The sequence below is a fragment of the Brucella sp. NBRC 12953 genome (assembly GCF_040369775.1).
In the GTDB taxonomy this organism is placed as follows: Bacteria; Pseudomonadota; Alphaproteobacteria; order Rhizobiales; family Rhizobiaceae; genus Brucella; species Brucella pseudogrignonensis.
The window spans coordinates 167,203-193,493 of record NZ_BAABSV010000009.1 but is presented as its reverse complement, the minus strand read 5'-3'; the positions used below and the strand labels follow the sequence as shown (position 1 = coordinate 193,493).

Sequence of the window (26,291 nt, the reverse complement as noted above, 5' to 3'; positions counted from 1 at the left end):
GGCCGTGTCTCAGTCCCAGTGTGGCTGATCATCCTCTCAGACCAGCTATGGATCGTCGCCTTGGTGGGCCTTTACCCCACCAACTAGCTAATCCAACGCGGGCTCATCCTTTGCCGATAAATCTTTCTCCCGAAGGACACATACGGTATTAGCACAAGTTTCCCTGAGTTATTCCGTAGCAAAAGGTAGATTCCCACGCGTTACTCACCCGTCTGCCGCTCCCCTTGCGGGGCGCTCGACTTGCATGTGTTAAGCCTGCCGCCAGCGTTCGTTCTGAGCCAGGATCAAACTCTCAAGTTGAAAATTTGATAATTGGCTATTTTGGTCAAAGCATCCATCCTTGCGAATAGACACTCAGAACCGTGGTCACGCTCAAATTTGACGAGAACATATTTTACACACCAACTTCAATCTCAAGGCAAATGCCCAAGCTCAAAGTCAGGTAACATAGTTCTATCAAGAAACGTGTCCGCCAAAGTTCTGTTCGATAATCCGGTTACCCGAACCATCAGCAGACAATGCCGCCCACGTTTCTCTTTCTTCTGTATAAAATTGTCAAAGAACAGACAGTCTCAAAACCGTCGAAAACTCACCCGCTTAACTCCGCGACCCAATCTCAATCATCAGAACCTTTCGGCCCCAACTCTCAATCTCGTCTCGCTCCGTCTTAGCGGTGCCGGGTATCTAATCCACAGTGCAAACCGTGTCAACCCATTTTTTTCAAGAAATTCACAGCCTTATCAACCGTTCCTTCCTCAATACATCAACAAAGCTTCCACCCCGTCAACGCCGCCAAACCAAACAATCAAAACCGAAATCTTAATCGCCTAACTCAACTCCAAGGACGAAGCATTCTGTCGCTTGCGACGCTCGCCGCCCTCGGTGAGCGCCATATAGACCCCACAAAGCAAAACTGTCAACGTTCATTCATAAAAAAATACAAAGTTTCTTTCCACAGACAAAACCAGGCAACTTTAACAAACATTAATCAACCAAATGAGCTGATTCCTGTGGGACGCAGCGAAAGAGCGTCGATAGGACAGGACGCAACACGTCCCGTTCCTGTTTTTGGGCGAATCCTTTCCAGGGCGACAATCCTACGGCTAAGTGCCAATTAAATACATGGACCAGAAACGGTCGGAATGTGTTGGCGCAACTCTCAAACGCGATAGCAGCGTACGAGGGCCTGGCGCGGTTTCTCCGCACTGCAGTTCATTTAGTCGCCAGTCGGTTTCGCGCCAGTCAATGGGATCAGCAGCACCCGGATGTATTTCGCTTCATGAAACGAGCATTGATGACCAGATGGCTTTGCCCTAACAGGTTCAAGCGTCAGTCTGTTAAGGAACACGCCGATTTACGGCTGACCAAAAGCAGATTTTTCGGCAGGGCAATGACCCGACCAGGAATTGACTTGAACACAAGGACAGGGAAACTGATCATGACAGACAGCGCGATCGAAGCAGCAACACAGCGGATTTATGAATCACTTGCGGCGGATAACGTGGATATTGATCTCCATATTGCCAACCTGAAGGCCGCATTGGCGCAGGCCGGCACGAAAGAAGTTGTTCTCGACCCGGGCAAACTGGTCCAGAATAATCGTTCAGGCCGCAAACTTCTTCAGGCTTATTTTCGCCAGCGCGGCGTGACAGTCAGCTATCTCCCATCATAAATTGCTCCCTGACGGTGGCCCGCACAGAACGAGTTCGGGCCCGATCGTCGATCGCAAGGCATTGGCATTATCCGGACGTTCAAGCGAATACGGGCCGACAGACCATCCCTGGCCCGGCCAAGGCCGCCGTAAAGCCGAACTCAACGCGACATCGATCTGTACCATAAGATATTAAAGGGCGTAATCTTCCTGCAACCCACGCCGAGCAAACCGTTAAAGCGAAACGATTGAGGACTATTGCGTGCGCCTGTTGCTGGTCGAAGATGAAATACAGATGGCGGAAGCGCTCCGCGTGGCTTTGGCGCGCTACGATATGGTTGTGGATCACGTCACCGATCTGGAAAGCGCCGAGAACGCTGTGGATGACCATGTCCATGATGCAATTGTGCTCGATCGTCAGTTGGCCAATGACGATGGCTTGAATCTGTTAAGCTATCTGCGCAGGAAATCCTGCAATATTCCCGTGATCGTGGTGACCGCCCGCAGTGCGATGGAAGAACGGGTTGCTGGTCTGGATCAGGGCGCGGACGACTATCTGGGCAAACCTTTCGCTGTCGAAGAACTGGTGGCGCGTTTGCGCGCACTTTTGCGAAGACCACCGGTGATTGCTCCTCTGGTTCTGAGTGTCGGCGATCTGGTCTATTTGCCTGGCGATCGAGAGGCGCGGGTTCAGGGGCAGACTTTGGACTTGCCACGGCGCGAATTGCTTGTTTTGGAATCGCTGATGCGCCGGCAGGGAAGAACCGTGTTAAGACGTGTTCTTGAAGAAGCCGTCTACAGCTTCGATGACGAAATCCAGTCCAATGCATTGGATTCTCATATTTCCCGTTTGCGAAAGAAACTGAGCGAGGCAAAGGCAGGCGTCGAGATCCACGGCATCCGTGGGGTCGGCTATCTGTTGCGGGCGCTTCCATGATCCGCTTTCAACGCAACTCCTTGCGCCGACGGCTGATTTGGCAATTGCTGCTGTTTCAGGCGGGGTTTCTGATCCTCTTCGTGCTCGCTTTTGTCGCCTATCTGATAGGCGCAAAAGATGGCGGCGCCCTGGTTGACCCTGAAATCACCGAAATCGCAGCGCGGGCCATCGCCCGGGACGATGCGGGAAAGCTGGCGATCGTCGAAACGTCGGAGCTGGTAGCCATGCGCGAATCGGCGCCTGATCTTTGGTTCGTTGCCCGTAGTGACAAGGGAGAAGTGGTACAATACGGGCCAGTGCCTGCGCTTTATCAGGATTTTGGCGATATTCTTGATCGCATCACTTTCGCTGATATTCGCGACAATCTGAATTCTTATTTTCTCTCCGCCGTCATCCGGAACGTTAAAGGCACTGCCGGAAATTTGACGGTGATGGGCAAAGGGAATTTGCTGAGCATGACATTTGTCGTGGTCGTCCTTTCAAACCTTCTCACCATTCCTATTCTGGGCGTGCTTGGGTTGATTACGGTGTTTGCCATCCCGTTCATCGTCAAGCGTGGGTTTGCCGACCTATCAAATGTGGCGGCACAGGCGGAGCTGATCGATATCGACAGTCGCGGCATGCGCTTGTCCGATCAGGGCGTTCCGGCTGAAGTTCGCCCGCTTGTAGAAGCAATCAACAGAGCATTGCGGCGCCTGGATGAAGGCTATGAGCGACAGCAAAGATTTATTCTTGATGCAGCGCATGAGTTGAGAACGCCCGTTGCGATCCTGCAGACCCGAATCGAAGGCATGCCGGAAAGCGATTTCCGAAGCCGGGTGCTCGCCGATGCGGCACGAATATCCGCCCTTTCCGAGCAACTGCTTGATCTGCAGCGCCTTGATAAGGCGTCGACGACGTTCAAGCCGGTCGATCTGAGATGCTTGTGCGAAACAGTGGTCGCGGATCTCGCTCCAATCGCCATCGCCAGTGGATACCAACTGGCTTTGCTTGCAAGTGATAAGGGTTCGAGCGTGATGGGAGACGAAGGTGCTCTGCAACGGGTGTTAACAAACCTCGTTCAGAACGCGATCCAGCATGCCGGCAAACGGGGAACAATCTGGGTCAAAACCGGTGGTCCAGGCGTCATCGAAGTATCGGACGAGGGCAACGGGGTTCCAAACGGTGAGCGTGAACGCATTTTCGAACCGTTCCATCGCGTGCAATTAACCGATCGCGGCGCCGGTCTCGGCCTTAATCTGGTCAAGCAGATCGTCGCTCGCCATCATGGCTCGGTAACGGTTGGCGAGAGCGCAAGCGGCGGCGCGTTGTTTCGTGTGACACTCCCGGTCGCAACCCCGCACGGCTGATGTTCAAAGTGCTGTTTGACTTTCTTCGATTGTATTGTTGCGCTGTCGCAATCTTTCGTGGTTGCCGATCTTATCGACGCGTCTTGAAATCAAGATGCCGCGCGTTCGGCGGGCGACCATACGAAAGGATTTGTCGAGATGCGGGCGCTGGCGGTTGTCTTGATTCTTTGGGCAGGTATTGACCCTTGTCGAGCCTGTGAACCCGCCAGCATCGACTGGCAGGATTTCCTGCTCGATATGAATTGAAGGGCGGCGGGCAGATCTCTGAAATTAAATTCAAGCGCGGAAGCGACTTTTCCCTATCACTGGCCCGTTCGGCCATATCTTCGCCACCGCAACCTTTTTGCAAAGCTAAACATTAACCAGCACAGCACCTTGGCTCGGACGCGCTTTCAAGCGTCTATAGCCTCCTCTCCAATCCATGCCTAGGCTTACCGGGTTGATATTGTTTTTAAAGCCGATCAGACAAGCTCTTTGTGCAAAAGGTTTTCCAGCCATTCAACAAACACATGAAGTCGACGTGACAGATGCTGCCGATGCGGATAGAGCAAAGTCATTGGCATGGGTGCCGCCCGAAAAGCCGGCATCACTTGCAAAAGTTCCTTCGCAGCCAGGTGGGTCTTCACATCATAGGCAGGGATTTGAATGAGCCCGAGCCCGGCCAGACAACAGGCGATGTAGGCTTCGGCGCTGTTCACAGTCACGCGGCCCCTCATCGGAATATGGTGCAGCCCGGATTCATCAACCCATTCCCAATCTTCGACGCGCCCGTTGCTGGGCGATGCGTAGTTTACAGCCCAATGATGCTGAAGGTCATCCGGCAAGCAAGGCATTCCATAGCGCGAAAGATAGTCAGGTGCTGCGACATTGATCAGAGGGAGTTGGCCGAGCGGGCGGGCAATGAGCCCGGAATCGGCGAGCGGTCCCACCCGCAGCACGCAGTCGACATTGTCTTCCACCAGATTGATTGCACGATCGCTCACCCCGAGCTCGACATCGATTTCCCGGTAATTATCAAGAAAATCCGCAAGAGCCGGCGCGATGATGAGGCGGCCTATTCGGCCGGGAACATCGATACGAATCTTGCCTGACGGCTGCGAACGGGCTTGCCGAAAAAGGTTCTGGGTCTCCTCGACATCCGCAATGACGCGTTGGCAGCGCTCATAAAAGGCCAGACCATCATGGGTTGTTGAAACATGTCTGGTTGTCCGGTGCAGGAGTCTTGTAGCGACCCGGATTTCCAGCTCGCGCACCGCAGCCGATACCGAGGAACGCGGCACACCCAATGTCGCTGCAGCGCGTGTGAAACTGGCACAATCCACCACGCGGATAAAAATGCGAAACAGATCAATCCGATCCAAAGCGGTTCCCACTTCCTATTGTGCAGATTCCCTGACAAGTCCTGTCAGATTACGGTGCTTTATCTTCGATTTCCAGACGATACCTTGTCGGGTAACTGCGACGCATGCGCGTGAGCGCTTTTTACCTGGAGAAATGAACGATGATTGATCACAGCATTGAAGGAAAAACCGTTCTCATCGCCGGCGGCGCAAAGAATCTTGGCGGCCTGATCGCACGCGATCTTGCAAATCAGGGCGCCAAGGCCATCGCCATTCACTATCACCACGCTTCCGCAATGTCCGAAGCGCAGCAAACGGTGGCGGCAATCAAGGCATGCGGTGCAAACGCAGTGGCCCTTCAAGGCGATTTGCGCACGGCCGCAGCCGTTGAGACGCTTTTTGCAGAGACCATTTCAGCGATTGGCAGGCCCGACATCGCCATCAATACGGTCGGCAAGGTGTTGAAAAAGCCAATTCTTGAGATCACGGAAGCCGACTATGATGATTTGAGTGCAATCAATGCCAAGGCGGCGTTTTTCTTTATCAAGGAGGCGGGACGCCATCTCAAGGATAATGGAAAGCTCGTAACGATCGTCACATCCCTGCTGGGCGCCTTCACGCCCTTTTATGCAGGCTATGCCGGCACCAAGGCGCCGGTCGAACACTTTACCCGTGCAGCAGCCAAGGAATTTGGCGATCGTGGGATCTCGGTCACAGCGATCGGCCCGGGTCCGATGGATACGCCATTTTTCTATCCAGCAGAGGGCGCGGATGCGGTGGCTTACCACAAAACCGCGGCGGCACTATCGAACTTCTCCAAGACCGGCCTGACCGACATTGCGGATATCGTGCCCTATATCCGTTTCATGGTCTCGGACGGCTGGTGGATGACGGGTCAGACGATCCTTGTCAATGGTGGTTACACCACCAAGTGAGTATCGAGCGGCATTCAGACGTTCCCCGTTCCGTTTGCTGCCACCCCGCTTGACCACCGACAATCTACCGCTTCCCGTTTGAATTGCGAAACCGCTTCATGCGCAAGGCTGAACTGATCAGAGCTCCTGTGAAAGAGCTCTGATGTCTGAAGCATCAGCGGCAAGCGCGCGAGTTGCAAGCGCCACGCCCAAGCCTCCCTCTAGCAGGGTTGCGGCTGGAGCTGGCGGCGCCCAAAAGCGACCAGCCCCAGAGCGACCAAGGCAGTCACACCGCCTGCAACAGGCACAAAGGCGTAACTGACACCTGCCTTGATCACCGCACCGCCAATGGTTGCACCGATGGCGTTGCCAAGGTTGAACGCCCCGATATTGATGGATGAGGCAAGTCCGGGCGCCTCGGAAGCCGCCTGCATGACCCGCATTTGCAGGGGAGGAACGATTGCAAAAGCGGCGATACCCCAGATGACGAGCGTGATGCTTGCGGAAAGTGAATTCACCAACAACAGCGGTGAGAGAAGCATCACGGTCGATAAAAGCGCGAGAAACAGGATTGCTGCGCCATTCAGCGACCAGTCAGCAGCGCGGCCGCCGATAAAGTTGCCAAGTGTAAAGCCCAGCCCGATCAGAACAAGCGACAGCGTGACGAAATTGTCGGAGGCGCCCGTCTCAGCCTTGAGGATCGGCGCGACATAGGTATAGAGGACGAACATTGCACTGGCACCCAGCACCGTTGTCAGCATCGGCAGCACGACATCCGCACGCCGCATCACCTGCAACTCGCGGCGAATGTCTGGCCTCTGGCTCGCCTGGCCCTTTGGCAAGGCTGCAGCCAGACCCGCAATGGTCAGAAGTCCCAGCAACGCTGTCCCGCCGAATGCTTCGCGCCAACCGATCTGCTGACCGATCCAGGTGGCAACTGGCACCCCGCCGACATTGGCGATGGTCAGGCCCATGAACATGGCAGCGACCGCCCTCGCCCGCTTTTCTGGGGCGACAAGGCCCGCAGCGACCACGGCACCGAGACCGAAATAGGCGCCATGGTTCAAGCTGGTGATCACACGTGCAAACAGCAGCGTCCAATATCCCGGCGCCAAGGCGGATATGATATTGCCCAGGGTGAAGATCACCATCAGGGCAATCAGCGCCGAACGCTTGCCAAAACGCGAAAACAGCAGCGTCATAACGGGTGCACCCACCATGACGCCGATCGCATAGGCGCTGACCAGAAGACCTGCAGAGGGAATCGAGACGTCCACGCCTGCGGCAATCACCGGCAGCATCCCCATCGGTGCGAATTCTGTGACGCCAATCGCGAAAGCGCCCGTCGCCAACGCCAGCAACGGCCAGTTAAACCGGCTTCCTACCATTTTCAAACCTCGATGATCGATTTTTCGGGCGCCCGACGGCGCGAGAAATTGAAACTCTGCCCCGAGATAGATCGGCGAGCTACAATTGACAATGCAACTACAAAGCATATGTTTTATGAATTGATTTCATAGGTGATGCAGATGGACAATCGTGCTGGAGAGATGGATGTATTTTTGCGTGTCGTCGACACCGGAAATTTCTCCGAGGCGGCGCGACAGTTGCATATCGCGCCCTCGTCTGTGTCCAAGCTGATTGGCCGTCTTGAGGCGCGATTGGGCGTCCGGCTTCTGGAACGATCCACCCGCAGCCTTTCCCTGACCGCTGAGGGGCGCCGATATTACGAGCGTGGCCAGGGATTGCTTGCAGAGCTCGACGATATCGAGCGCGACGTCTCGCACGGTGGACGGGGGACGGGCGGGATTGTTCGCATCACCTCATCGGTCGGTTTTGCGACCGTCGCAGTCGAGCCATTGCTGCCTGAATTCTGGAGACTGCACCCCAATATCGTCGTGGATCTGTCATTATCGGACGAAGTGATCGATCTTTATCTCGACCGGACGGATGTCGCCTTTCGTATCGGCGTTCTGGGCGACTCTTCGCTGACTGCCACCAAGCTGGGAACCGCGCGGAGAAGGATCGTCGCCTCCCCCCATTATCTGGAAAGACATGGCGTGCCCGCGACCGCCAGAGACCTCGACGCGCATCAATGTCTCGGCTTCAATTTCCGACGCTCAACCCAAGTCTCTGCCTTGCGCAACAGTCGCCGGACGCTGGATAGCGTGACCCACCAACGTCTGCTTGCCAATAATGGTGAGACGGTGAGGCGAATGGCGGTGCTGGGAATGGGAATTGCACAATTGGGGGAATATCATATCCGCAACGAGCTGAAGACCGGTGCCTTGGTTGAAATCCTGACAGAGGAGACGAGCGGCGATACGGAAGATTTACATGCTGTGTTCATGGGCGGCGAACGCCTGCCGCATCGTGTCCGGGCCCTTCTCGATTTCATGGTTCCCAGATTGCGTCATTATCTGGCGACAGGAGGAGCGGAACAGCGACGATAGACGGATGTCTCATTTGCGCGCCGCCAAGCCAAGCAGTCCTGGCACCAGCATGCCAGGACCAATTCATCAAGCGAGCGGGCCTGTTGGTGTCAGCGCAGGGTGATGGCCTTGTCGCTCAAGCCGGCCTTCAGGGTATCGATAATATCATTCCTGGTCTGATAAAAATCGCGCGAGCTCGCCCAATATTCGATGCGCAAGGCAATTTTATCGGCGGTAAGATCTTCCGACATGACGCGTGGAGCGGGGTTGCTACTGACCCGCTGATCCGATCTTATGATCTCAGCAACGGTCCGTTTCACGGACTGAATATCGCTCTCTGCAGCAACAGCAATCGATAACAACTGCCGACGCTGTGCTTCGCGGCTGAAATTGGTAATCGGCGTGTTCCACAAGGTGGAATTGGGCGCCATCAGATAAAGTCCGTCTTCGGTTTTGAGTTCTGTGGCAAACAGACCGACTTCGGAGATCGTGCCTTTTACCGAGGCTGTCTCGATATATTCGCCGACCCGGAAGGGCCGCAGCACCAGCAACATGATCCCGGCGGCGATATTCTGCAATGTGCCTTGCAGTGCCAATCCTATCGCCAGACCAGCAGCACCGAGCGCCGCAATGATGGACGCCGTCTGAACGCCGAACTGACCGAGCACCATCACCAGCACCAGCAACAGCAGCGCATAATGCAGAACGCGCGAGAAAAAGCGGGCGAGCGTCTCATCGATGCCACGCACATTCGACAGACCCCGATAGGCCCAGCCACTGAGAAAACGGGCGATCAACCAGCCCCCGACCAGCAGGATAATGGCACCCAGCAAAGAGAGACCATATTGAATTGCCAGAGCCCATAATTGTCCAAGTCCGCTAGGCACAGCGGTAAAGGCATTCGTCATTTGTTGGTCCATTCGAAAATCTACTCCTTGAAATCTGAAACCGTTCGAATTTTTCAATATATTCCGTGCATGACCGCGTCGTAATGCTCTTCAATTGCGGCGGTACAATTGCAGGATTTCTTTCGCAATGCCGCTTCGTCTTGAATTGTGACCACGCCCCTGCCGGTGGAGATCACGCCTTCAGCGCGCAACTGGCCGATGGTGCGTGTGACAAATGTCCTGCCGACGCCAAGCATTTCCGAGAGTTGATCATGGGTCAGTTCAAAATGATCGGAACTGGTTCGTGCTGCCGCTGCCAGCAGCCATTTGGCGGTGCGCTGGGTGATTGTATGGGTTGCATTGCAGGCAGCTGTTTGAAAAACCTGAGCCATCAGACAGTCGGAATAGCGGGCAAACCAGTGCCGCAAAGCAATGGATTCTGTCTTCACCTGTTCAAGCGCTGCGGTCTTGATGCGATAGAAACGACCCGGATTGCGTACCAAGGCGGTGGCGTAGGCGGGCAGACTGCCATTGGAAACGATGCCACCGATCGCACCTTCCCGCCCGATCAGCGCGATTTCGACCGCTGGATTGTCGTCATCGACCCAGCGCTGAAAACTGGCCATCGCTGGACCGCAGGGAAACCAGGTATGGACGACATCATCCCCTGCCTTATGCAGGATCGTTAAGGCATCAAGTTCGAATACCATGGTGTGAGGGGCGAGCTTTTGACGGTCACTCTCGCTCAACATCATCAAAAGAAGATTGTCGGAGAAATCCTGCAGCGCCTGAACATTCATTGAAATCCATCCCTATTTCATGCGAAGCGTCCATTAGTGGACAGACGATAATGTCCGCCTATGTTACTTTTAGACATAGCATCGATAACTGATTGGAAAATCTGAAATTGCTGATTCCGGGAATATTTCAAGACGAATAGAAGCAGACTGGACGAGACAGTTGCCGCGATTGAAATCCGCCACTCCCACCTTCTTCCCCGCCATTAAACATTGTTCCTCATTGTCTTTGTGAGAAAGTGTGCCGTCTGAAATGTCCATATCCGAGCCTGTCAATCTAACCAATTGCGATCGAGAACCTATCCACATTCCGGGCTCAATTCAGTCACATGGTGCAATGCTGGTGATTGATCCGGTCAGTCAGCGTTTGATGTATGCGTCATCCAACGTTGCTTCCCTAACGGGTTATCAGGGTGATTTGATCCCTGGCATGGACATTTCTTTGATTGTTGGCGAAAAAAATGCGCATGATTTTCGCAATGCGGCTGCCAAGGCGCGCGAGCCAGGCCTGTCTTCGATCATCATCGGATTCCGGTTGCCGGGCGTTGTGGGTCTTTTTGATGCGATGGTTCACACGCATCAGGGCAAGACCTTTGTCGAGTTTGAACGCTGCCCTGATCGTGGCCAGACCGCAAGGCAAGCGCTCGATCTGACCCGCTCCGTCATCCATCGTCTTGGCCGGGAAGACAGCGTCGAACGGGCTGCCTCGATTGCGGCAAAACTGGTGCGTGCCATGCTGGGATATGACCGGGTGATGGTTTATCGCTTTTTGCACAATGGTGCCGGTCGCGTCATCGCCGAAGCGAAATCATCCGCACTTGGCAGCTTTCTCGGACAGCATTTTCCTGCAAGCGACATACCGGTTCAGGCGCGCAAACTCTATATCAGCAACACAATCAGGATGATCTCGGATACGTCCTCACATCCTGTGGCGCTCGTCCCGGCGCTTGCGGTGGGTGCGGATCCGGTCGACATGTCTTTTGCGCAATTGCGCAGCGTTTCGCCTATTCATTGTCAGTATCTCAACAATATGGGTGTAGCGGCCTCGCTTTCGATATCGATTATTGTTGATGGGGCGCTGTGGGGCCTGATCGCCTGTCATCATGACACGCCCAAGGTGACCCCGCTGCCTTTGCGCATTGGTGCTGAACTGTTCGGACAGTATTTTTCCTTGCATATTGCAGCCTGTGAACGCAGAGCCACACTCCGGGCGGCAGCCGATGTGCGCACCAAGCTTGATGCGCTTGTATCGCGACTGAGCACAAACAACTCGATGCGTGACGATCTGATCGCGCAATTGCCCGAATTCGCCAAGCTTGTTTCCAGCCATGGCGCAGCGCTGTGGATGAATGATCACTGGTTTCAGACCGGGGATGCACTGGATGAGCAGACCACCCGCGCGCTTTTGGAGATCGCCAAACAGCAAGCACCCGGCGATGTCTGGTCGACGGCGCATCTTGGACGCCATCTTGACCACCCTGTTGCAAATGTCGCCGGAATGATCGCCATTCCGCTGTCTGTCACCTTCGGGGAATATCTGATTTTGTTCCGCAACGAGGAGGCGCATCAGGTCGAATGGGCCGGGGAGCCGGCCAAGACCGTTGTGTTGACACCATTTGGAGAGCGGCTGACACCGCGCGGCAGTTTTGAGACCTGGCGGGAAGAGGTGCGTGGACAATCCACGCCGTGGACCGAGGTCGATTTGTCGGTCGCCCGCGCCATTGCCACCTATTTGCGCGATGTCATCCTTCGGCAGAGCGAGATTTCGGAAAAGGAACGCATTCGCACCGATCAGCGCCGCCGTATCTTGAATGCGGAACTCAATCACCGGGTTAAGAATATCCTGTCGCTCGTCAAATCCATCGCCCGGCAGACGGGGATGGGGGCTCAGAGTGTTGAAGACTACGGGCAAACACTGGAAGGGCGGCTTCGTGCGCTGGCCTCGGCGCATGATCAATCACTGGATGGCTCAAAGAGCGGCCTGATCGGCACTTTGGTTGAGACCGAGGCTGATCTTTATCGCGATAATGCAGCCCCAGACAAAGTGCTCATCGAAGGCCCGCGTCTTGGTCTCGATCAACGGGCCTATGGCGTCCTTTCGCTTGTCATACACGAGATGATGACCAATGCTGCCAAATATGGCGCCCTTTCCACGCCGCTGGGTCAATTGCGCATTCACTGGAAACTGTTGCCCTCGGGAGAATGCGAAATCAGCTGGCTCGAAACCGGGGGGCCGGTTGTCGTGCAACCCACCCGCACCGGATTTGGCACGAAGCTCATCAGGAGTTCCTTCGAATATGATCTGCGGGGCAAGGTTCACATTGAGCTCCGATCATCCGGCTTGTTTGCCACCTTCGTAATTCCGGCCAGCTCAGTCGAAGCTGCAGATATCGAAAAGCTGGTTGCTGGCGGGGTGCAGGCACCCGTGCACCTGCCGCTTGATCACACATCCATTCTGGTTGTCGAAGACCAAAGTCTTATTGCCATGGATGTCGAGGATACATTGCGCTCGATGGGCGCAGAGGATATCCGACTTGCCGGTGATCCGGAGGAGGCGCTGCAAATGCTGCTGACATTCCGGCCGCAGGTGGCAATTCTTGATTTCAACCTTGGTGGGATCACATCGGAGACGATCGCAGCACAGCTCACGGCGCTGGGTATCCCCTTCATTTTCATGACCGGTTATAGCGATCATTCCTCGATTCCCGAAAGCTTTAGACATTTCGAGGTGGTGCGCAAACCGATCAATGACGTCGCGCTCGCTGCAAAGCTCTCTATTGCCCTTAAACAGACAAACAACGGCCTATGATCCTCTGTGATCTTGGCCTTGAAGGGGGTCGCTTGCAGCATGGGTGAGCCCCGTATCCATGCGGTGATTTGAAACGAAAGCGACGTTGACCAAGACATCGAAAGGCGATCTGCCATCGGTCGTAACCGGACTGGTGCAACGTCCGGCCGCATCCGCCTTCGGGTAAGACATCAGGAAAAGCCCCTTCATATCTGCGCGATTTGCCGACCTGCCAGCTGCCGACCCTGCCGATGAGGGGCAAGCCCGCAGCCCATCGGTCCTATCGCCAAGCCCTATGGCGAATTTCTCATTGTTTGATTAAAGACCGCGCAGCAGTTTGAAGGCGATGGCCCACATCACGCAGCCGATGATTGCTTCAAGAATGCGCCAGGCCTGCGGGCGGGCAAAGATCGGTCTGAGCCAGACCGCCCCATAGCCAAGCGTGAAGAAGAACAGAAATGATCCAGTCACAGCGCCGGCTGCAAATTCAAACTGATGCCCTGGGAACCGCGTCGAGATTGTTCCCAGCAGGACCACAGTATCCAGATAGACATGCGGATTGAGCCAGGTCAGCGCCAGACACATTGCAATGGTCGTGGTGAAACTGGGTGTCGTCACCTGTTCGACTTCCAATGCGCCGGACGATCGGAGTGCCGCGTAAAAGCTCTTGAACCCGTACCAGATCAGAAAGGCCGCACCGCCATAACGCATGACGGGATCGACAAAGGGCAGAAGCGTGACGATTTTCTGGAAACTGGTAACACCAATGACAATCAACACCGCATCGGAAAGCGCGCAGGTAAGACTGACGGCAAAGACATGTTGGCGGCGGATGCCTTGGCGCAGCACAAAGGCATTTTGCGCTCCTATGGCGATAATCAGACTGAGCCCAACGGACAGGCCGGTGATGTAGATTGCTGGATCCATCGACGCATCTTTCAAAAACAAGGTCGAAACTGCCATAGACGCTGGTATATCTTTAGCCCAATTAAATATACTTATCTGAGTTAAGGACAGCTAATCCATGATTGACTATGCAGCTCTGCGGGTTTTGCAAACCATTGTTCAATGCGGCAGCTTCGAACGCGCCGCTCAGCTGTTGAATGTGACGCCGTCCGCGGTTTCGCAGCGCATCAGGCAGCTTGAAGAACGTGTGGGAACGACGCTTGTGATCCGCGCGACCCCTTGTGTTGCAACAGACAAGGGCGAATGGCTGTGCAGACATATGGAAAATGTCGGCATGCTCGAAACCGAGCTTTTCAAGAACCTGCCAGCTCTCGCCGCTGACACCGGCCCCTTGCAGCAGGTCACGCTGCACATTGCCGTCAATGCGGATAGCCTGGCGACCTGGTTTCTCGCAGCCGCTGCCGCATTTACCAAGGCCTCGGATTATCTTTTGAAGATTTCACTCGATGATCAGGAGTTTACCGCAGATTGGCTCGCACGCGGCCAGGTCATTGCCGCGGTTACAAGCGCAGAAAAGCCGATACCGGGCTGCAAGCGCCTTGTGCTTGGCAAATTGCGATACCACGCAACAGCCAGTCCAGAATTTGTGGCGCGCTATTTTCCCGCGGGCGTGACGGCCAAAGCGCTTGCCGTAGCACCTTCTTTGACTTTCAATCAGAAGGACCGTCTGCAATCGAGCTGGGTCAAACAAACCCTGGGGCAAGACGTGCAGGGGCCGTTGCACTGGCTTCCCTCCAGCCACGGCTTTGTCGATGCGTGCCTGATGGGAATGGGCTGGGGCATGAATCCCGTTCATCTGGTCAAGGATCATCTGGCATCGGGACGGCTGGTGGAACTTTTGCCCGCAAAAACCCTTGATACGGCCTTGTTCTGGCAGATCAACCGGCTCGCGGCAGACCGACTGTCGCTGCTGACCAAGACAGTTGCGGCGCAAGCAGGGCGCGCCCTTGGTTAAGCCTGCCGTTTGTTTGCGCAAGGAAGATGATAGGATGGGAGCCTTTCGGAACTCCATCGGCGCGCAGGCTCGCGAAGAATTGAGCCGGCTGTGACCGTTCGGCAGAGATTATTCATCGAATGCATCGATCAACGCGTTGAAGTTGTAAAAAAATCTTCTAAGCATTGTGGATCGATATAACTTTACAGCCTTTGGCTTAAAAGATGAAAGAGGCGTTGAATGGTTGCTCAGTCCAGGTCGGTGCGGATCATCAAAACCGTGATCGAGACCATCCGTCCACAGTTCAATATTGAACTCTGGGACGGAACGCGCATCGGCAATTTCGATGGGGCGGCCTTGGTTATCAATGATCCAACGATCGTTCGACAACTTCTCCTCAAACCGAATTACGATTCCTTGATCGATATCTGGGTTTCGGGTCGCGTTGACGTCAAGAACGGCACTATTTTTGATCTGGCCAATGCGAAGATTGATGGAAAACTCAAGCAGCGCATCAAGGAGCTGCCAAAGTGGCAATTGTTGAAGGACCTGCCAGCGCTAATATTCGCAGGTAAATCGACCGCTCGGACGACAATCGACGGCAAATCGCCTTTTGTCAGCGGTTCGAACAAAGAGGCAATCACGCATCATTACGATGTCTCCAACGGCTTCTATCAGTTGTTCCTCGACGAGCGCATGGTTTATACATGTGGCTATTTCACCGATTGGGCCAATGATATTGACCAGGCGCAAAAGGACAAGCTCGAGCTCATCTGCCGCAAGCTGCGACTTCAGCCCGGCGACCGTCTGCTCGATATTGGCTGCGGCTGGGGCGCTTTACTTATCTATGCTGTCGAGAATTATGGCGTTGTGGGAACGGGTGTTTCTCTTTCCGAAGCGCAGACGGCATTGGCGCGGGAGCGCATTCGGGCCGCAGGCCTCGAAGACAGGATCACCATCCACGTCAAATCCTATGCTGAACTCAATGATCAGTTCGACAAGATTTCGTCGGTGGGCATGTTCGAGCATGTCGGCATTGAAAACTACGACACCTATTTTACGGCCGTGAACAGACTTTTGCGACCGGGCGGTCTTTACATGCACCACGCCATCACCCGCCGCATGAAGCGGAATAAGAAAGCCTTCAATCGCAAGAGCGCCGAGCATCTCGCACTGGTGAAATATATTTTCCCTGGCGGTGAACTGGATCATCTGGGCATGACGATCGAGAATCTTGAAGGACATGGCTTCGAAGTTCACGATGCGGAGAATCTGCGGGAACATTATGGCCGCACCTGTCGACTATGGTGTGAGCGGCTCAGCGCCAATTTCGAGCAGGCGGTGGCGGAAGTCGGCTATGCGAAGGCACGCCTGTGGGTGCTGTATCTGGCGGGTTGCGCCCTGGCCTTTGAACGGGGCACTGTTCAGATCAACCAGACCCTTGCCTCCAAGCGCAAACGTGGCATCTCGGCGGTTCCGCAAACACGCGCCGACATCTATCGCGATTTTGGCAGCGGCGAGAAACTGCGCTCCGGAGCTTGAGTGAAAAAAGCCCTCTTGACCACCAAAGACAAGAGGGCTTTTTTCTCAATTCTGCTGCATCACATCACGCCACAGGTCAATGCTGCCTTCACCGGCATGACGGTCGATCTCCTTGAGTTCTTCGTCAGCAAACGCCAGGTTCTTGAGTGCGTCGAGCGAGTCATCAAGTTGTGCAACCGTCCGCGCGCCGATCAGAGCGGAGGTCACACGCGGATCCCGCAGCACCCAGGCAATCGCCATCTGCGCCAGCGACTGGCCTCGTTTTTGCGCAATCTTGTCAAGTTCACGCACCCGCGCAAGATTGCCTTCGCTCAGCAGTCGTTCGTTAAACGAACCGCCTTTGGCTACGCGCGCATCCTTAGGCACACCGCCCAGATATTTGGATGTCAGCAGACCCTGCGCCAAGGGCGAAAATGCAATGCAACCGGTTCCCAGATCTTTGAGGGTTGCAAGGAGTTCAGTTTCGACCCAGCGGTTGAGCATCGAGTAGGACGGCTGATGGATCAGCAACGGCACGCCCTCTGCTTTCAACAGGGCCTCGATCTCGCGGGTGCGCTCAGGATTGTAGGAGGAAACACCGATATAAAGTGCCTTGCCCTGGCGAACCATCTGAACCAGGGCGCCCACCGTTTCTTCAAGCGGGACGTCGTTGGTCGGACGGTGTGAGTAGAAGATATCGACGTAATCCAGCCCCATGCGCGCAAGGCTCTGATCAAGCGATGCCAGCACGTGCTTGCGCGAGCCGCCACGACCATAGGGTCCCGACCACATATCCCAGCCGGCTTTCGTTGAAATGACCAACTCATCACGGTGATCGCGAAAATCTTTCTTGAGCACGGTGCCGAAATTCTCTTCGGCCGAGCCAAAGGGCGGTCCGTAATTATTGGCGAGATCGAAATGGGTAACGCCGCGGTCAAAGGCCCGCCGGATGATCGCGCGACCGGTCTCAAACACATCTGCGCCACCAAAATTCTGCCATAGACCCAGCGAGATTGGCGGGAGTTTCAAACCCCAACGTCCGGTCGCGCGATAGTCGACAGCTTCATAGCGCTGCGCATCAGGGATATACATGTGCTCTCCATTTCATTCCTGCGGGCTGACTGCCCTGTCACCTTCCAGAAATAGCTGCCGCCAATGGTTGAATCAATCATCGCAAATTCAATGGATCGTTTAATTCAGCTCAACGATGAAGGGGTTGCAGTTCGCGTATCGTCTTGATCAGCATCTGCAATCCATAAGGCAATTGCCGACGACTGGAATAATAGAAGCTCAGCGGTGGTCCCGGCGAGGCCCATTCCGGCAGAAGAATCTTCAAGCGTCCGGCTTTCACATAGGGTTCAGCGAGTTTTTCAAGACAATAGGCAATACCGGTGCCAGACAGCGCTGCTGCGATGGAAATATCAGTGGATCCGGATATCAACGCGCCAGGCACATCGATCTTGAGATGGGTGTCGCCACGATCAAACTCCCAATGGTAGATCTGTCCGCGCCCTGTCCTGATCCGGATGCATGCGTGTTTCATGAGATCACGCGGGTGTTCGGGATGGCCTGCACGGGCGAGATAGAGGGGCGATGCCACAGCCACCCAGTTGAGGGTCGTGCTGACCGGCACTGCAATCATGTCTTCCGGGATGGATCCGGCATATCGTAGCCCGGCATCAAAGCCTTCGGCCGTCACGTCGAGGAAATTATCCTCGGCGGCAATTTCCAGTTCGATATTGGGATAGCGCTCGCAGAATACCGGAAGGACCGATTGCAGCAGAAGCGGCACGGCATCCTTGAGCACATTGATGCGCACGCTTGCGGCGATCCCGCTGAACTGTCCCTGCAGCTCTTCGAGGCCGCTATTGATCATATCGAGGCCTGCGGCGACTTTTTCCGCGAGCACCGCACCCGCCGCCGTGGGTGCCACACTGCGGCTGGTGCGGTTGAGGAGGCGTACTCCGAGATGGCTTTCCAGTGCCTTCATGCGGTGACTGAGCGCCGACACCGAGACATCAAGCTGATCCGCGGCCTTGCGAAAGCTGCGATGGCGGACGATCATCAGGAAGACAGCGAGATCTGAAAGCTGATTTTTACCGGCGACCAAGGTCCGCCCTCCTGATGGTTCGGGATCGCAATGATGGCTCGATAAAGCCGATGACCATTTCTTTCCTGCACCCGCACGCATGATAAAAGCAAGGCGCTTTTGTGTGTCGGACGGCACTTCATGATGGTCAAGGCGATATCCGATGTTCAGGCTTGGCAGTGCACAGCTAGCGGGGGCATCAATGCATTAAGCTTTGGCAGGCTTTTCGCGGCCGCACGGGCGCGCTTGTCCGGGCTTGCCCTTGGTGGTGCCGCCTTGCAAAAGCGTTGACTGCCAGCGAAACCTGTTCCGTCACGCCACGCAATCATCATCAACCAAAGGCGCATCACTGCCTCCCAAAGGCCGATTGACCGCAAAAATCGCGCATGCGACTACTATCGGCCAAGCATAATAATAGATTGAGCGGGACCATGTTCGACTACTGCATTGTGGGAGGCGGGATCGTCGGGCTGGCAACGGCGCTGGCAATAGTCCGCGGTGAGCCAGACGCCCGTGTGCTGCTTCTCGAAAAGGAAGCGCGCCTTGCCGGACATCAGACCGGTCATAATAGCGGCGTCATTCACGCCGGAATTTATTATCAGCCAGGCAGCCTGAAAGCGGAACTCTGCCGTGCCGGGGAGCGGGCGACCAAGGAATTTTGTGATCAGCATGCAATTGTCTACCGCACACCGGGGAAACTGGTTGTGGCGACCAATTCGCTGGAGCTGCAACGCCTTGAAGCGCTGCAAACAAATGCTGCGGCAAATGCCATCCAGTGTCGAATGATCGATCACAATGAGCTTTCTGAAATGGAGCCCGCGATCACCGGCCTCAAGGCGCTGTTTGTTGAACAGAGCGGTATCGTCGATTATCAGGCGATCGCAACAGCAATGGGGACGCTGATTGAACAAGGCTGTGGCACAATCAAGCTGGGGATTCATGTCACATCGCTCGAGGAACGCGCTGATTGTGTTCGCATTCATACCGATCAGGGCGTTATGGAAAGCCGCTATGCGATCGCCTGCGCCGGTTTGCAGGCCGATCGGCTGGCGCGGCGATCGGGTCTGCCGGTCGATTTCCAGATCATTCCGTTTCGCGGTGAATATTATGCATTGCGCCCGCAATTAAGCGGGCTGGTCGAACGCATGATCTATCCGGTGCCTGATCCAGCCATGCCATTTCTTGGAATCCATCTGACGCCGATGATTGATGGGTGTTTGACGGTGGGACCCAACGCGGTTTTGGGACTTTCCCGTGAAGGCTATGCCAAATTTTCCACCAATATGCGTGACATTGCCACCTATATGGGGTTTTCGGGCTTCTGGAGGGTGCTGCGGCAGCATCTTGGCTCAGGCGCCGAGGAAATCAGGGACAGCCTGTTCAAATCAAGCTATCTGGAAAAATGCAGAAAATATTGTCCATCGCTCGAGATGGGTGATCTGCTGCCCTTCAGGGCCGGCATCCGGGCACAGGCTGTTTCCAGCACGGGCAGCCTGATCCATGATTTCAAGCTGTTGCAGACGCGGCGCAGCCTGCATGTCTGCAATGCCCCCTCACCCGCAGCCACCTCCGCCATTCCGATTGGTGAGATGATCTTCAAGCGGACAAAATCGGATCCGAAAGGTCACTGATCGGCTTGGCACGCAATTCAACCGCTGATCCTGCGAGCAAGGACTGGTTAGAGGAGCCGAAGTTTGCGCGCATAAAAGGCCTCTGCGAAACGATCGGGCGCGCGGCATTCCATGCCGCGGAGCCGGGCGACCGCGCAAAATGTCTCGCGATCAAACCAGTCCTTGGATCGCTGGCTGCTGAAATGCTGCATGAGAAGGTCGATTTTTTGATCGAGGATGTCTTTACTGAGCGCGACATAGCTGTTTGGCTGCCCGAGATCTCCATCCCACTTGGGAATTTCATATTCCAGCACGAGCTGATCGCGAAACACGTTCCAGGTCAGTTCCTGAACGGTCCGATGGTCCTGATGTGCGTCTTTGCCGCCATGGGTAAAGATGAGGTCGGGTGTGAAGCGGTCGCGCAGGGCCATCAGCCAGGTTTTGATTTGCCTGTTCTGGGCCGGGAAATAGCTGTCCTCAAAATGAGCCTGCCGAATGGAGCTGCGATATGCTCCGCTTGTAAAGCCCCGCGCACAAGCCAGTGCTTCGGCTTCTCTCTGCTCTTCACCCGAGAGCACACACCATTCAATATCCAGCGGCACTCCGGCTGCAATCAGGCTGAGAACCGTGCCGCCACAGCCGATTTCAATATCGTCTGAATGCGCGCCCAGACAAAGCAGCTTCAGCGGTGTTTGTCGCTCCGAGAGACGGCTAAGATCGATCATAATGCGATCGCGATATTGGCAGCCTGCATCTGCGTCCGATGCTTCTTCCAGGGCATATCCCCTTTTTCGACCATGTCCTCCAATGTCTGCCAGTCACGCAGTGTATCCATCGAGCGCCAGAAGCCCTCATATTTATAGGCCATCAGCTGATTGTCGGCGATCAGGCGCCCGAATGGTTCGAGCACCAGTTCCTCGCCTTCGCGCATATAGTCGAATATTTCCTTGCGAAACAGGAAATAGCCACCATTGATCCAGATATCGGAGGTGTTGGATGTCCTGAAAGCACGCACTGCACCATCCTCGGCAATATCGGCAAGGTGATAGGTGAGAGGTGGACGAACTGCCAGAAAACAGGCGAGTTTCCCACTTCTTTCGAACTGCTGCTTCATGTCATCAAGATCGACATCGCTCAGGCCATCGCTGTAATTGGCAAGGAATATATCCTCTCCTTCGACATGGGGACGTGCACTCCACAATCGTTCACCGATATTGCGCCATATCCCGGTATCGAGCAGTGTGACGCTCCAGTTGCGGTCGACGTCCTCCAGCAAGCGGACATTGCGGCCGCCCTCGGAAACGACGCAATCGGCAAAGGTCTGGGGGCGGATGTTGAGAAAGAAGTCCTTGACGACATTGGCCTTGTAGCCCAGACAAAGGACGAACTCATTATGTCCGTAGTCGGAATAATATTCCATGACGTGATGCAGAATGGGTTGATGGCCAAGCGGGATCATCGGCTTGGGTACATTCTCCGAATATTCGCGTATTCTGGTGCCAAGGCCACCGCAGAAAAGAACGACTTTCATGGATTAGCGCTCCTCTGTAAATAACGCAGGATCAATCAGGGTCACGTGCGGAATCGGGATGATGAATTTGCCACCCCATTCCACCACATGCTGCATCTGCCGGATGATTTCCTCTTTGAAATTCCAAGGCAGGATCAGAATATAGTCGGGCTTGAAGCTGTCGATGACCGAGGGATCAAAGATCGGAATATGCATTCCGGGTGTGAAGCGTCCGTGCTTGTAAGGATTGCGATCAACCGTGAAATCGAGAAAGTCGGTACCGATGCCGCAATAATTAAGCAGGGTATTGCCCTTGCCCGGCGCGCCGTATCCGCAAATACGTTTGCCGGCGTTTTTGGCTGCAATCAGAAATGACAGCAGGTCGCGTTTGGTCCGACGGGTTTTCTCGGAAAACTGTTCATAGGTCGCAATTTCGTTCAGACCAAAGGCCTGTTCTCTTTTCAGCAAAGCCGCAACCCGGGGGCCGGCCTTTCGCTTGCTGGAATTATGGGCGAGATAAACACGAAGGGAACCACCATGGGTGGGGATCTCCTCAACATCGATCAGCTTGAGGTGGTGTCGGTGCGCCATATAGCGGATGGTCAGCAAGGAGAAATAGGAGAAATGTTCATGATAGATCGTATCGAACTGATTATGTTCAATCAGATTGGCAAGATGCGGGAACTCAAGGGTGATGACGCCTTCCGGCTTTAGCAGCAATTGCATCCCGCGCACAAAATCATTGAGGTCCGGAACCTGCGCGAGAACGTTGTTGCCGATAATCAGATCAGCCTTTCTGCCTTCCGCGCTCATCTGCGCGGCAAGGCGCGCACCGAAGAATTCGACCAAGGTGGGGACGCCTTTTGCCCGCGCCGCTTCAGCGACATTTGCAGCCGGTTCGATGCCCAGTATCGGGATGGCTTTCGGAATGAAGTGTTGCAGCAGATATCCATCATTGCTGGCAATCTCGACGACGAAACTATTCGCACTAAGACCGAGTTTTTTGGTGATCTCCTCACAATAGGTTCTGGCATGATTGACCCAGCTTGTCGCAAAGGACGAAAAATAGGCGTATTCGGTAAAAATATCGGCTGGGCTGAAATATTCCTTCAGCTGCACGAGGTAACAATGATCACAGACCAACGCATAGAGCGGATAATAGGGCTCCATTTGATCGCATTGTTCGGCTGTGATGAAGCTCTCGCATGGTGGGGACATGCCCAGGTCAACAAAAGTGTGCCTGAGAAGCGTTCCGCACAAGCGGCAACCGACTTGTTGTTGGGCCATGCTTGCACTCCGCGATATGCCCGGCGTCTGGATGGTCATAAATATACCTCGCCCTGCCCGGTCCCGTTTTGACATCTGGGTCCTAGTGCCGATCTTATTCGGATAAGCAAAGCTACTGATTGGACCCGATATTTCCGAGAGTGCAAAGAGGAGCGCATCCTCTATACCATCGGCCGCGCCTATCCCCTGTCGGGTTATGCGAGACGATCCCTTGAGGCTTGGCATGCGGCTAAAGGCGTGCGCTGCGCTACCTCTTTCGGATAGGGCGGTGATGGACTTTGGTGCAGCCCGGTGAACCCAAAACAACCCTATCGCGCTGCGGGAAAGCTGTCAGAATGGCCGCATGAGGCTTGCGAGGCAAAAATGCGTTTTTTACCGCTGAACATTCAGGGCGCCTGGTCCATCGAACCGGAACGGATCGAGGATGAGCGCGGCTGGTTTGCGCGCGTCTATTGTCAGGCAGAATTCGAAGAACGCGGCATGGAAACAAGTTTCCCACAGCATAGTCTTTCGTTTTCGCGAGAAAAGGGCACTTTGCGTGGCTTGCACTATCAGAATGAACCGCATTCGGAAACCAAGCTTGTCACCTGTTTGCAGGGTATCATCTGGGACGTGCTGGTTGATTTGAGACCCGATTCACCCACCTACCGCCACTGGACGGGGCTTGAACTGTCAGCGGGAAACGGTGTGGAGCTCTACATTCCCGAGGGCTGCGCGCACGGATTTCAAACGCTCACCGATGATGTATTGCTGCGCTACATGATTTCCCGGCCCTATGCGCCTGATTTTGCGACTGGTGTCCGCTACGATGATCCTGCTCTGGGCATCCCCTGGCCTGACAAGCCGAGCATCATGTCAGAGAAGGACAAGAGCTGGCCGCATCTCTGAATCACGCAGGATCAAGCAGCCCGACCGCACGCAGTCTTTGAGCCGCATAATGGACTGCGTCAAAATCGATGTCGGACCGTGTGGCGATGTCGAGAATGGTGTGGCTGCCGTCCGCCAGGTTCAACACCCACAGAAGCGCCATCGCATAGTCTGCTGATATTTGTTTTCCATGTTGATGATCATACAGCCCTCTGCGACCCAATTGCGGTTCACCTTTGGGTGCCGTATTGACAGGTGTCCAGTTGCGTTCAGCCAGATCAATGGCCTGCATGACGAGATGATAGGATTGCTGCAGATAGTCTGCCTTTATGAAATCGAGATTGTCTTTGGACGTGTGATATTCGGGGAAACTGCCATAAAGGCTGCGCTGGAACGATCCGACCGGCAAATTGAAGCCAGGCGAGCAGAATTGCCGCTCGTCATAGCCGTAGGGCCAGAAGTCATGGAGCCTGGCATCGGGGAGCCCGGTCCGCTCCAATAGATAGGCCATGATCTGATCAATTTCGGCATTGCCATGGCGGCTTCTTTTGTAATTGGGTCCGCCGCCATCCCCCACACAGGACAGGACGAGTCCGTGTTTTATGCGTGTGAGCTGGGTTTCGTTCTGCCTGAGCCAGGCCAGCGCTCCGAAGGTGGCAGGACCAAATAACAGACGATAGGTGAAGCGGGTGTGCCGCCGTTTTAACGCCGCGCCCAAAATGCTGAGCAGCGCCATACCCGAGCAATTGTCATTGGCAAGCGAGGGATGGCAAAGATGGGTCGAAATCAGAAACACCTCCTCGCTGGAGCCTTTATGAATAAACTCTCCATAGTCGAGCCAGCCCTGGCGATGTTCCGCGTCAATGACCACCTGATAGTGATCATCCTGCATCTCCAGCAACGTGTTATGGGTCATACAGAAGCCCCAGTCGGCATTGTGATAGCAGGTTCGGTAAGGGATGCAGTCGGGTTGGTCCGGCAATGTGTGGATATGAGCACGCAACTCCGTCAAACGCATGCGGCGCCGCACCGGCACGCTGAAGTTCACGACATGCAGATTGCTGTGATTGAAATCGACAATCCGTCGTCCCGCATCATCGGCTATGAACGCGTCACGGATCTGCCATTCCTTGGGTACCGTCCAGTCAAAGACCTGGTCTCCACTGGGAATTCTGTGAACATCAAGCGGCAATTGCTCGCCGATTATCGCCAGCGTCTGCCGCACCCCTTCTCCGGTCAGGCTGCGGCAGATCGGAAAGAGACGGGAGGCCAGCGCATGAATTTCACGACCGATCGCCATGTCTTGCGCACCCTCGTGCTCAACCGCTCGACCACATCCGTCCATCACGCGCTTGCCCTGAAAACAGCACCATCAGCGACGATGCGGCGCAAATTGCCATCGATCGCACCTTGTGCAATGCGCTTTTTGATATGGGCAATACGCTGGAAACGCGGCCCCTCAAATTCTTCAAGCGTCAGCGAAGAACGACAATAGGCGGCAAGCAGTTCCTGTGCGCCGGCCACCGCATCCCATTGCGGCCGTGCCTGTGGCAGCAGGCGGGCCAGTTTCTCGAAGCTGACCCGATAAGAGCGTGTATCGGGGCCGGCATCCTCGGCATAGTCTATGCGGCAATCCGGAACAGTGTCGGCGACGATGGCTGCGATGTCACGGATCCGATAATTATGCTCGGTTGAACCGACATTGAACGCCTGGTCAAACACCGTTTGCCGATCGGCTTCCATGGCCGCGATGAAGGCCCGTGCAATATCCCGAATATGGACGATTGGCCGCCATGGCGTGCCGTCGGATTTGAGATAGATCAATCCTTTTGTCACCGCCCAGGCGACCAGATTGTTTAACACGATATCAAAGCGCAGGAAGGGCGACACGCCGTAGGCGGTTGCCGGGCGCATATAAACGGGGCAGAAGCTTTCGTCCGCGAGCGCGCTGATATCGCGTTCAGCTCTGACTTTGGAACGGCCATAAGCGGTGACCGGTTTGAGTTCTCCCGTCTCGTCGATCAGCTCCGCATCACTGATGCCGTAATTGCTGCAGGAGGAGGCAAAGAGAAATCGGCCGACGCCTGCAGCCTTGGCTGCCTTTGCCATGGCAACGCTCGCGTGATGATTGATTTCATAGGTGAGATTCTCATTGAGATTGCCCAGCGGATCATTCGACAGAGCGGCGAGATGGATGACGGCATCAAAGCCTTCAAGATCATGAGCGGTGACATCGCGCACATCCTTGCGGATCGTCGGCACATCGACGACCGAGCCCCCTTCGTCAAACAGGCAGTGTTGATAAAGGCCGGCATCATATCCTGAAACCTCATGACCTGCGCTGATCAGCATCGGCACCATGACGGATCCGATGTAACCTTGATGCCCCGTAACAAGTACCTTCATGGCCGA

Annotated in this window: 22 protein-coding genes and 1 rRNA gene; 10 read left to right on the top strand and 13 right to left on the bottom strand. The window is 55.0% G+C overall.

Features of this window, described 5'->3' with window-relative positions:
* Positions 1–300 (bottom strand): 16S ribosomal RNA (locus ABWV94_RS19900); the annotation flags it as partial.
* A gap of 1,138 nt (positions 301–1,438) precedes the next feature.
* On the opposite strand from ABWV94_RS19900, the gene ABWV94_RS19895 reads away from it, so the two are divergent.
* The 3 genes from ABWV94_RS19895 (at position 1,439) to ABWV94_RS19885 (ending at position 3,937) form a co-directional block, all read left to right on the top strand.
* Complete coding sequence (locus tag ABWV94_RS19895) at positions 1,439–1,672, top strand: hypothetical protein (protein WP_113499564.1); 234 nt, start codon at positions 1,439–1,441, stop codon at positions 1,670–1,672.
* A gap of 241 nt (positions 1,673–1,913) precedes the next feature.
* Positions 1,914–2,588 (top strand): response regulator transcription factor, encoded by a 675-nt coding sequence (locus tag ABWV94_RS19890; protein WP_353415092.1) that lies wholly within the window; start codon positions 1,914–1,916, stop codon positions 2,586–2,588.
* On the top strand, positions 2,585–3,937 hold the full coding sequence (locus ABWV94_RS19885; protein ID WP_353415091.1) for a sensor histidine kinase: 1,353 nt from the start codon (positions 2,585–2,587) through the stop codon (positions 3,935–3,937). Before ABWV94_RS19890 ends, ABWV94_RS19885 begins: the two co-directional genes overlap by 4 nt.
* Positions 3,938–4,398: 461 nt before the next feature.
* Here ABWV94_RS19885 and ABWV94_RS19880 read toward each other — a convergent pair whose 3' ends face one another.
* Entirely contained in the window at positions 4,399–5,298 is a 900-nt protein-coding gene (locus ABWV94_RS19880) for a LysR family transcriptional regulator (RefSeq protein ID WP_353415090.1), read from the bottom strand.
* Positions 5,299–5,438: 140 nt separating this feature from the next.
* On the opposite strand from ABWV94_RS19880, the gene ABWV94_RS19875 reads away from it, so the two are divergent.
* Entirely contained in the window at positions 5,439–6,212 is a 774-nt protein-coding gene (locus ABWV94_RS19875) for an SDR family oxidoreductase (RefSeq protein ID WP_353415089.1), read from the top strand.
* Between the two features lie 200 nt (positions 6,213–6,412).
* Here the strand turns inward: ABWV94_RS19875 and ABWV94_RS19870 are convergent, their stop codons facing one another.
* Positions 6,413–7,579 carry an MFS transporter gene (locus ABWV94_RS19870; RefSeq protein WP_353415088.1) on the bottom strand — a complete coding sequence of 389 codons (1,167 nt, stop codon included), beginning with the start codon at positions 7,577–7,579 and terminating at the stop codon, positions 6,413–6,415.
* Between the two features lie 141 nt (positions 7,580–7,720).
* Here ABWV94_RS19870 and ABWV94_RS19865 point away from each other — a divergent pair, with 141 nt between their 5' ends.
* A complete protein-coding gene (locus ABWV94_RS19865; protein ID WP_353415087.1) occupies positions 7,721–8,644 on the top strand; it encodes a LysR family transcriptional regulator in 924 nt (307 codons plus the stop codon).
* 89 nt (positions 8,645–8,733) lie between these two features.
* On the opposite strand, the gene ABWV94_RS19860 is transcribed toward ABWV94_RS19865, so the two are convergent.
* Positions 8,734–9,543, bottom strand: coding sequence for a mechanosensitive ion channel family protein (locus ABWV94_RS19860; RefSeq protein ID WP_113499581.1), 810 nt, complete (start codon positions 9,541–9,543; stop codon positions 8,734–8,736).
* Between the two features lie 41 nt (positions 9,544–9,584).
* A complete protein-coding gene (locus tag ABWV94_RS19855) occupies positions 9,585–10,310 on the bottom strand; it encodes a Crp/Fnr family transcriptional regulator (protein WP_113499583.1) in 726 nt (241 codons plus the stop codon).
* A gap of 250 nt (positions 10,311–10,560) precedes the next feature.
* Here ABWV94_RS19855 and ABWV94_RS19850 point away from each other — a divergent pair, with 250 nt between their 5' ends.
* Positions 10,561–13,116 carry an HWE histidine kinase domain-containing protein gene (locus ABWV94_RS19850; protein WP_353415086.1) on the top strand — a complete coding sequence of 852 codons (2,556 nt, stop codon included), beginning with the start codon at positions 10,561–10,563 and terminating at the stop codon, positions 13,114–13,116.
* Between the two features lie 297 nt (positions 13,117–13,413).
* On the opposite strand, the gene ABWV94_RS19845 is transcribed toward ABWV94_RS19850, so the two are convergent.
* Positions 13,414–14,022 (bottom strand): LysE/ArgO family amino acid transporter, encoded by a 609-nt coding sequence (locus tag ABWV94_RS19845; RefSeq protein WP_113499694.1) that lies wholly within the window; start codon positions 14,020–14,022, stop codon positions 13,414–13,416.
* A gap of 97 nt (positions 14,023–14,119) precedes the next feature.
* Here ABWV94_RS19845 and ABWV94_RS19840 point away from each other — a divergent pair, with 97 nt between their 5' ends.
* Complete coding sequence (locus ABWV94_RS19840; RefSeq protein ID WP_353415085.1) at positions 14,120–15,016, top strand: LysR family transcriptional regulator ArgP; 897 nt, start codon at positions 14,120–14,122, stop codon at positions 15,014–15,016.
* Between the two features lie 219 nt (positions 15,017–15,235).
* Positions 15,236–16,537: a class I SAM-dependent methyltransferase gene (locus ABWV94_RS19835; protein ID WP_113499591.1), complete on the top strand. Its 1,302-nt coding sequence runs from the start codon at positions 15,236–15,238 to the stop codon at positions 16,535–16,537.
* 45 nt (positions 16,538–16,582) lie between these two features.
* Here ABWV94_RS19835 and mgrA read toward each other — a convergent pair whose 3' ends face one another.
* Both mgrA and ABWV94_RS19825 read right to left on the bottom strand, forming a co-directional pair.
* A complete protein-coding gene (mgrA, locus tag ABWV94_RS19830) occupies positions 16,583–17,608 on the bottom strand; it encodes an L-glyceraldehyde 3-phosphate reductase (RefSeq protein ID WP_353415084.1) in 1,026 nt (341 codons plus the stop codon).
* A 109-nt stretch (positions 17,609–17,717) separates the two neighbouring features.
* Positions 17,718–18,626, bottom strand: a complete 909-nt coding sequence (locus ABWV94_RS19825) for a LysR family transcriptional regulator (protein ID WP_152027227.1) — start codon at positions 18,624–18,626, stop codon at positions 17,718–17,720.
* A gap of 410 nt (positions 18,627–19,036) precedes the next feature.
* Here ABWV94_RS19825 and lhgD point away from each other — a divergent pair, with 410 nt between their 5' ends.
* Positions 19,037–20,236, top strand: a complete 1,200-nt coding sequence (gene lhgD / locus ABWV94_RS19820) for an L-2-hydroxyglutarate dehydrogenase (RefSeq protein ID WP_353415083.1) — start codon at positions 19,037–19,039, stop codon at positions 20,234–20,236.
* A gap of 47 nt (positions 20,237–20,283) precedes the next feature.
* On the opposite strand, the gene ABWV94_RS19815 is transcribed toward lhgD, so the two are convergent.
* From ABWV94_RS19815 to ABWV94_RS19805, 3 genes are read right to left on the bottom strand one after another with little or no spacing between them, the layout of a single operon-like run.
* On the bottom strand, positions 20,284–20,940 hold the full coding sequence (locus ABWV94_RS19815) for a PIG-L deacetylase family protein (RefSeq protein WP_113499602.1): 657 nt from the start codon (positions 20,938–20,940) through the stop codon (positions 20,284–20,286).
* Positions 20,937–21,746 carry a sugar phosphate nucleotidyltransferase gene (locus ABWV94_RS19810; protein WP_113499605.1) on the bottom strand — a complete coding sequence of 270 codons (810 nt, stop codon included), beginning with the start codon at positions 21,744–21,746 and terminating at the stop codon, positions 20,937–20,939. Before ABWV94_RS19810 ends, ABWV94_RS19815 begins: the two co-directional genes overlap by 4 nt.
* Before the next feature lie 3 nt (positions 21,747–21,749).
* Entirely contained in the window at positions 21,750–23,051 is a 1,302-nt protein-coding gene (locus ABWV94_RS19805) for a methyltransferase domain-containing protein (RefSeq protein WP_353415082.1), read from the bottom strand.
* Between the two features lie 324 nt (positions 23,052–23,375).
* Between ABWV94_RS19805 and rfbC the strand changes: the two genes are divergently transcribed.
* Positions 23,376–23,900 (top strand): dTDP-4-dehydrorhamnose 3,5-epimerase, encoded by a 525-nt coding sequence (rfbC, locus tag ABWV94_RS19800; RefSeq protein WP_113499609.1) that lies wholly within the window; start codon positions 23,376–23,378, stop codon positions 23,898–23,900.
* Position 23,901: 1 nt separating this feature from the next.
* On the opposite strand, the gene ABWV94_RS19795 is transcribed toward rfbC, so the two are convergent.
* Both ABWV94_RS19795 and ABWV94_RS19790 read right to left on the bottom strand, forming a co-directional pair.
* A complete protein-coding gene (locus ABWV94_RS19795) occupies positions 23,902–25,179 on the bottom strand; it encodes a DUF4910 domain-containing protein (RefSeq protein WP_353415081.1) in 1,278 nt (425 codons plus the stop codon).
* 44 nt (positions 25,180–25,223) lie between these two features.
* Positions 25,224–26,285 (bottom strand): NAD-dependent epimerase/dehydratase family protein, encoded by a 1,062-nt coding sequence (locus ABWV94_RS19790; RefSeq protein WP_113499616.1) that lies wholly within the window; start codon positions 26,283–26,285, stop codon positions 25,224–25,226.
* Positions 26,286–26,291: the final 6 nt, after the last annotated feature.

What these genes read in the sequence shown, in the direction of transcription:
- ABWV94_RS19840 (WP_353415085.1), top strand. Translation starts at nt 14,120, where the DNA reads ATGATTGACTATGCAGCTCTGCGGGTTTTGCAAACCATTGTTCAATGC.
- ABWV94_RS19865 (WP_353415087.1), top strand. Translation starts at nt 7,721, where the DNA reads ATGGACAATCGTGCTGGAGAGATGGATGTATTTTTGCGTGTCGTCGAC.
- ABWV94_RS19870 (WP_353415088.1), bottom strand. Translation starts at nt 7,579, where the DNA reads ATGGTAGGAAGCCGGTTTAACTGGCCGTTGCTGGCGTTGGCGACGGGC.
- ABWV94_RS19885 (WP_353415091.1), top strand. Translation starts at nt 2,585, where the DNA reads ATGATCCGCTTTCAACGCAACTCCTTGCGCCGACGGCTGATTTGGCAA.
- ABWV94_RS19875 (WP_353415089.1), top strand. Translation starts at nt 5,439, where the DNA reads ATGATTGATCACAGCATTGAAGGAAAAACCGTTCTCATCGCCGGCGGC.
- ABWV94_RS19850 (WP_353415086.1), top strand. Translation starts at nt 10,561, where the DNA reads ATGTCCATATCCGAGCCTGTCAATCTAACCAATTGCGATCGAGAACCT.
- ABWV94_RS19845 (WP_113499694.1), bottom strand. Translation starts at nt 14,022, where the DNA reads ATGGATCCAGCAATCTACATCACCGGCCTGTCCGTTGGGCTCAGTCTG.
- ABWV94_RS19815 (WP_113499602.1), bottom strand. Translation starts at nt 20,940, where the DNA reads ATGATCGATCTTAGCCGTCTCTCGGAGCGACAAACACCGCTGAAGCTG.
- ABWV94_RS19795 (WP_353415081.1), bottom strand. Translation starts at nt 25,179, where the DNA reads ATGGCGATCGGTCGTGAAATTCATGCGCTGGCCTCCCGTCTCTTTCCG.
- ABWV94_RS19835 (WP_113499591.1), top strand. Translation starts at nt 15,236, where the DNA reads ATGGTTGCTCAGTCCAGGTCGGTGCGGATCATCAAAACCGTGATCGAG.
- ABWV94_RS19810 (WP_113499605.1), bottom strand. Translation starts at nt 21,746, where the DNA reads ATGAAAGTCGTTCTTTTCTGCGGTGGCCTTGGCACCAGAATACGCGAA.
- ABWV94_RS19855 (WP_113499583.1), bottom strand. Translation starts at nt 10,310, where the DNA reads ATGAATGTTCAGGCGCTGCAGGATTTCTCCGACAATCTTCTTTTGATG.
- rfbC (WP_113499609.1), top strand. Translation starts at nt 23,376, where the DNA reads ATGCGTTTTTTACCGCTGAACATTCAGGGCGCCTGGTCCATCGAACCG.
- ABWV94_RS19805 (WP_353415082.1), bottom strand. Translation starts at nt 23,051, where the DNA reads ATGACCATCCAGACGCCGGGCATATCGCGGAGTGCAAGCATGGCCCAA.
- lhgD (WP_353415083.1), top strand. Translation starts at nt 19,037, where the DNA reads ATGTTCGACTACTGCATTGTGGGAGGCGGGATCGTCGGGCTGGCAACG.
- ABWV94_RS19790 (WP_113499616.1), bottom strand. Translation starts at nt 26,285, where the DNA reads ATGAAGGTACTTGTTACGGGGCATCAAGGTTACATCGGATCCGTCATG.
- ABWV94_RS19895 (WP_113499564.1), top strand. Translation starts at nt 1,439, where the DNA reads ATGACAGACAGCGCGATCGAAGCAGCAACACAGCGGATTTATGAATCA.
- mgrA (WP_353415084.1), bottom strand. Translation starts at nt 17,608, where the DNA reads ATGTATATCCCTGATGCGCAGCGCTATGAAGCTGTCGACTATCGCGCG.
- ABWV94_RS19860 (WP_113499581.1), bottom strand. Translation starts at nt 9,543, where the DNA reads ATGGACCAACAAATGACGAATGCCTTTACCGCTGTGCCTAGCGGACTT.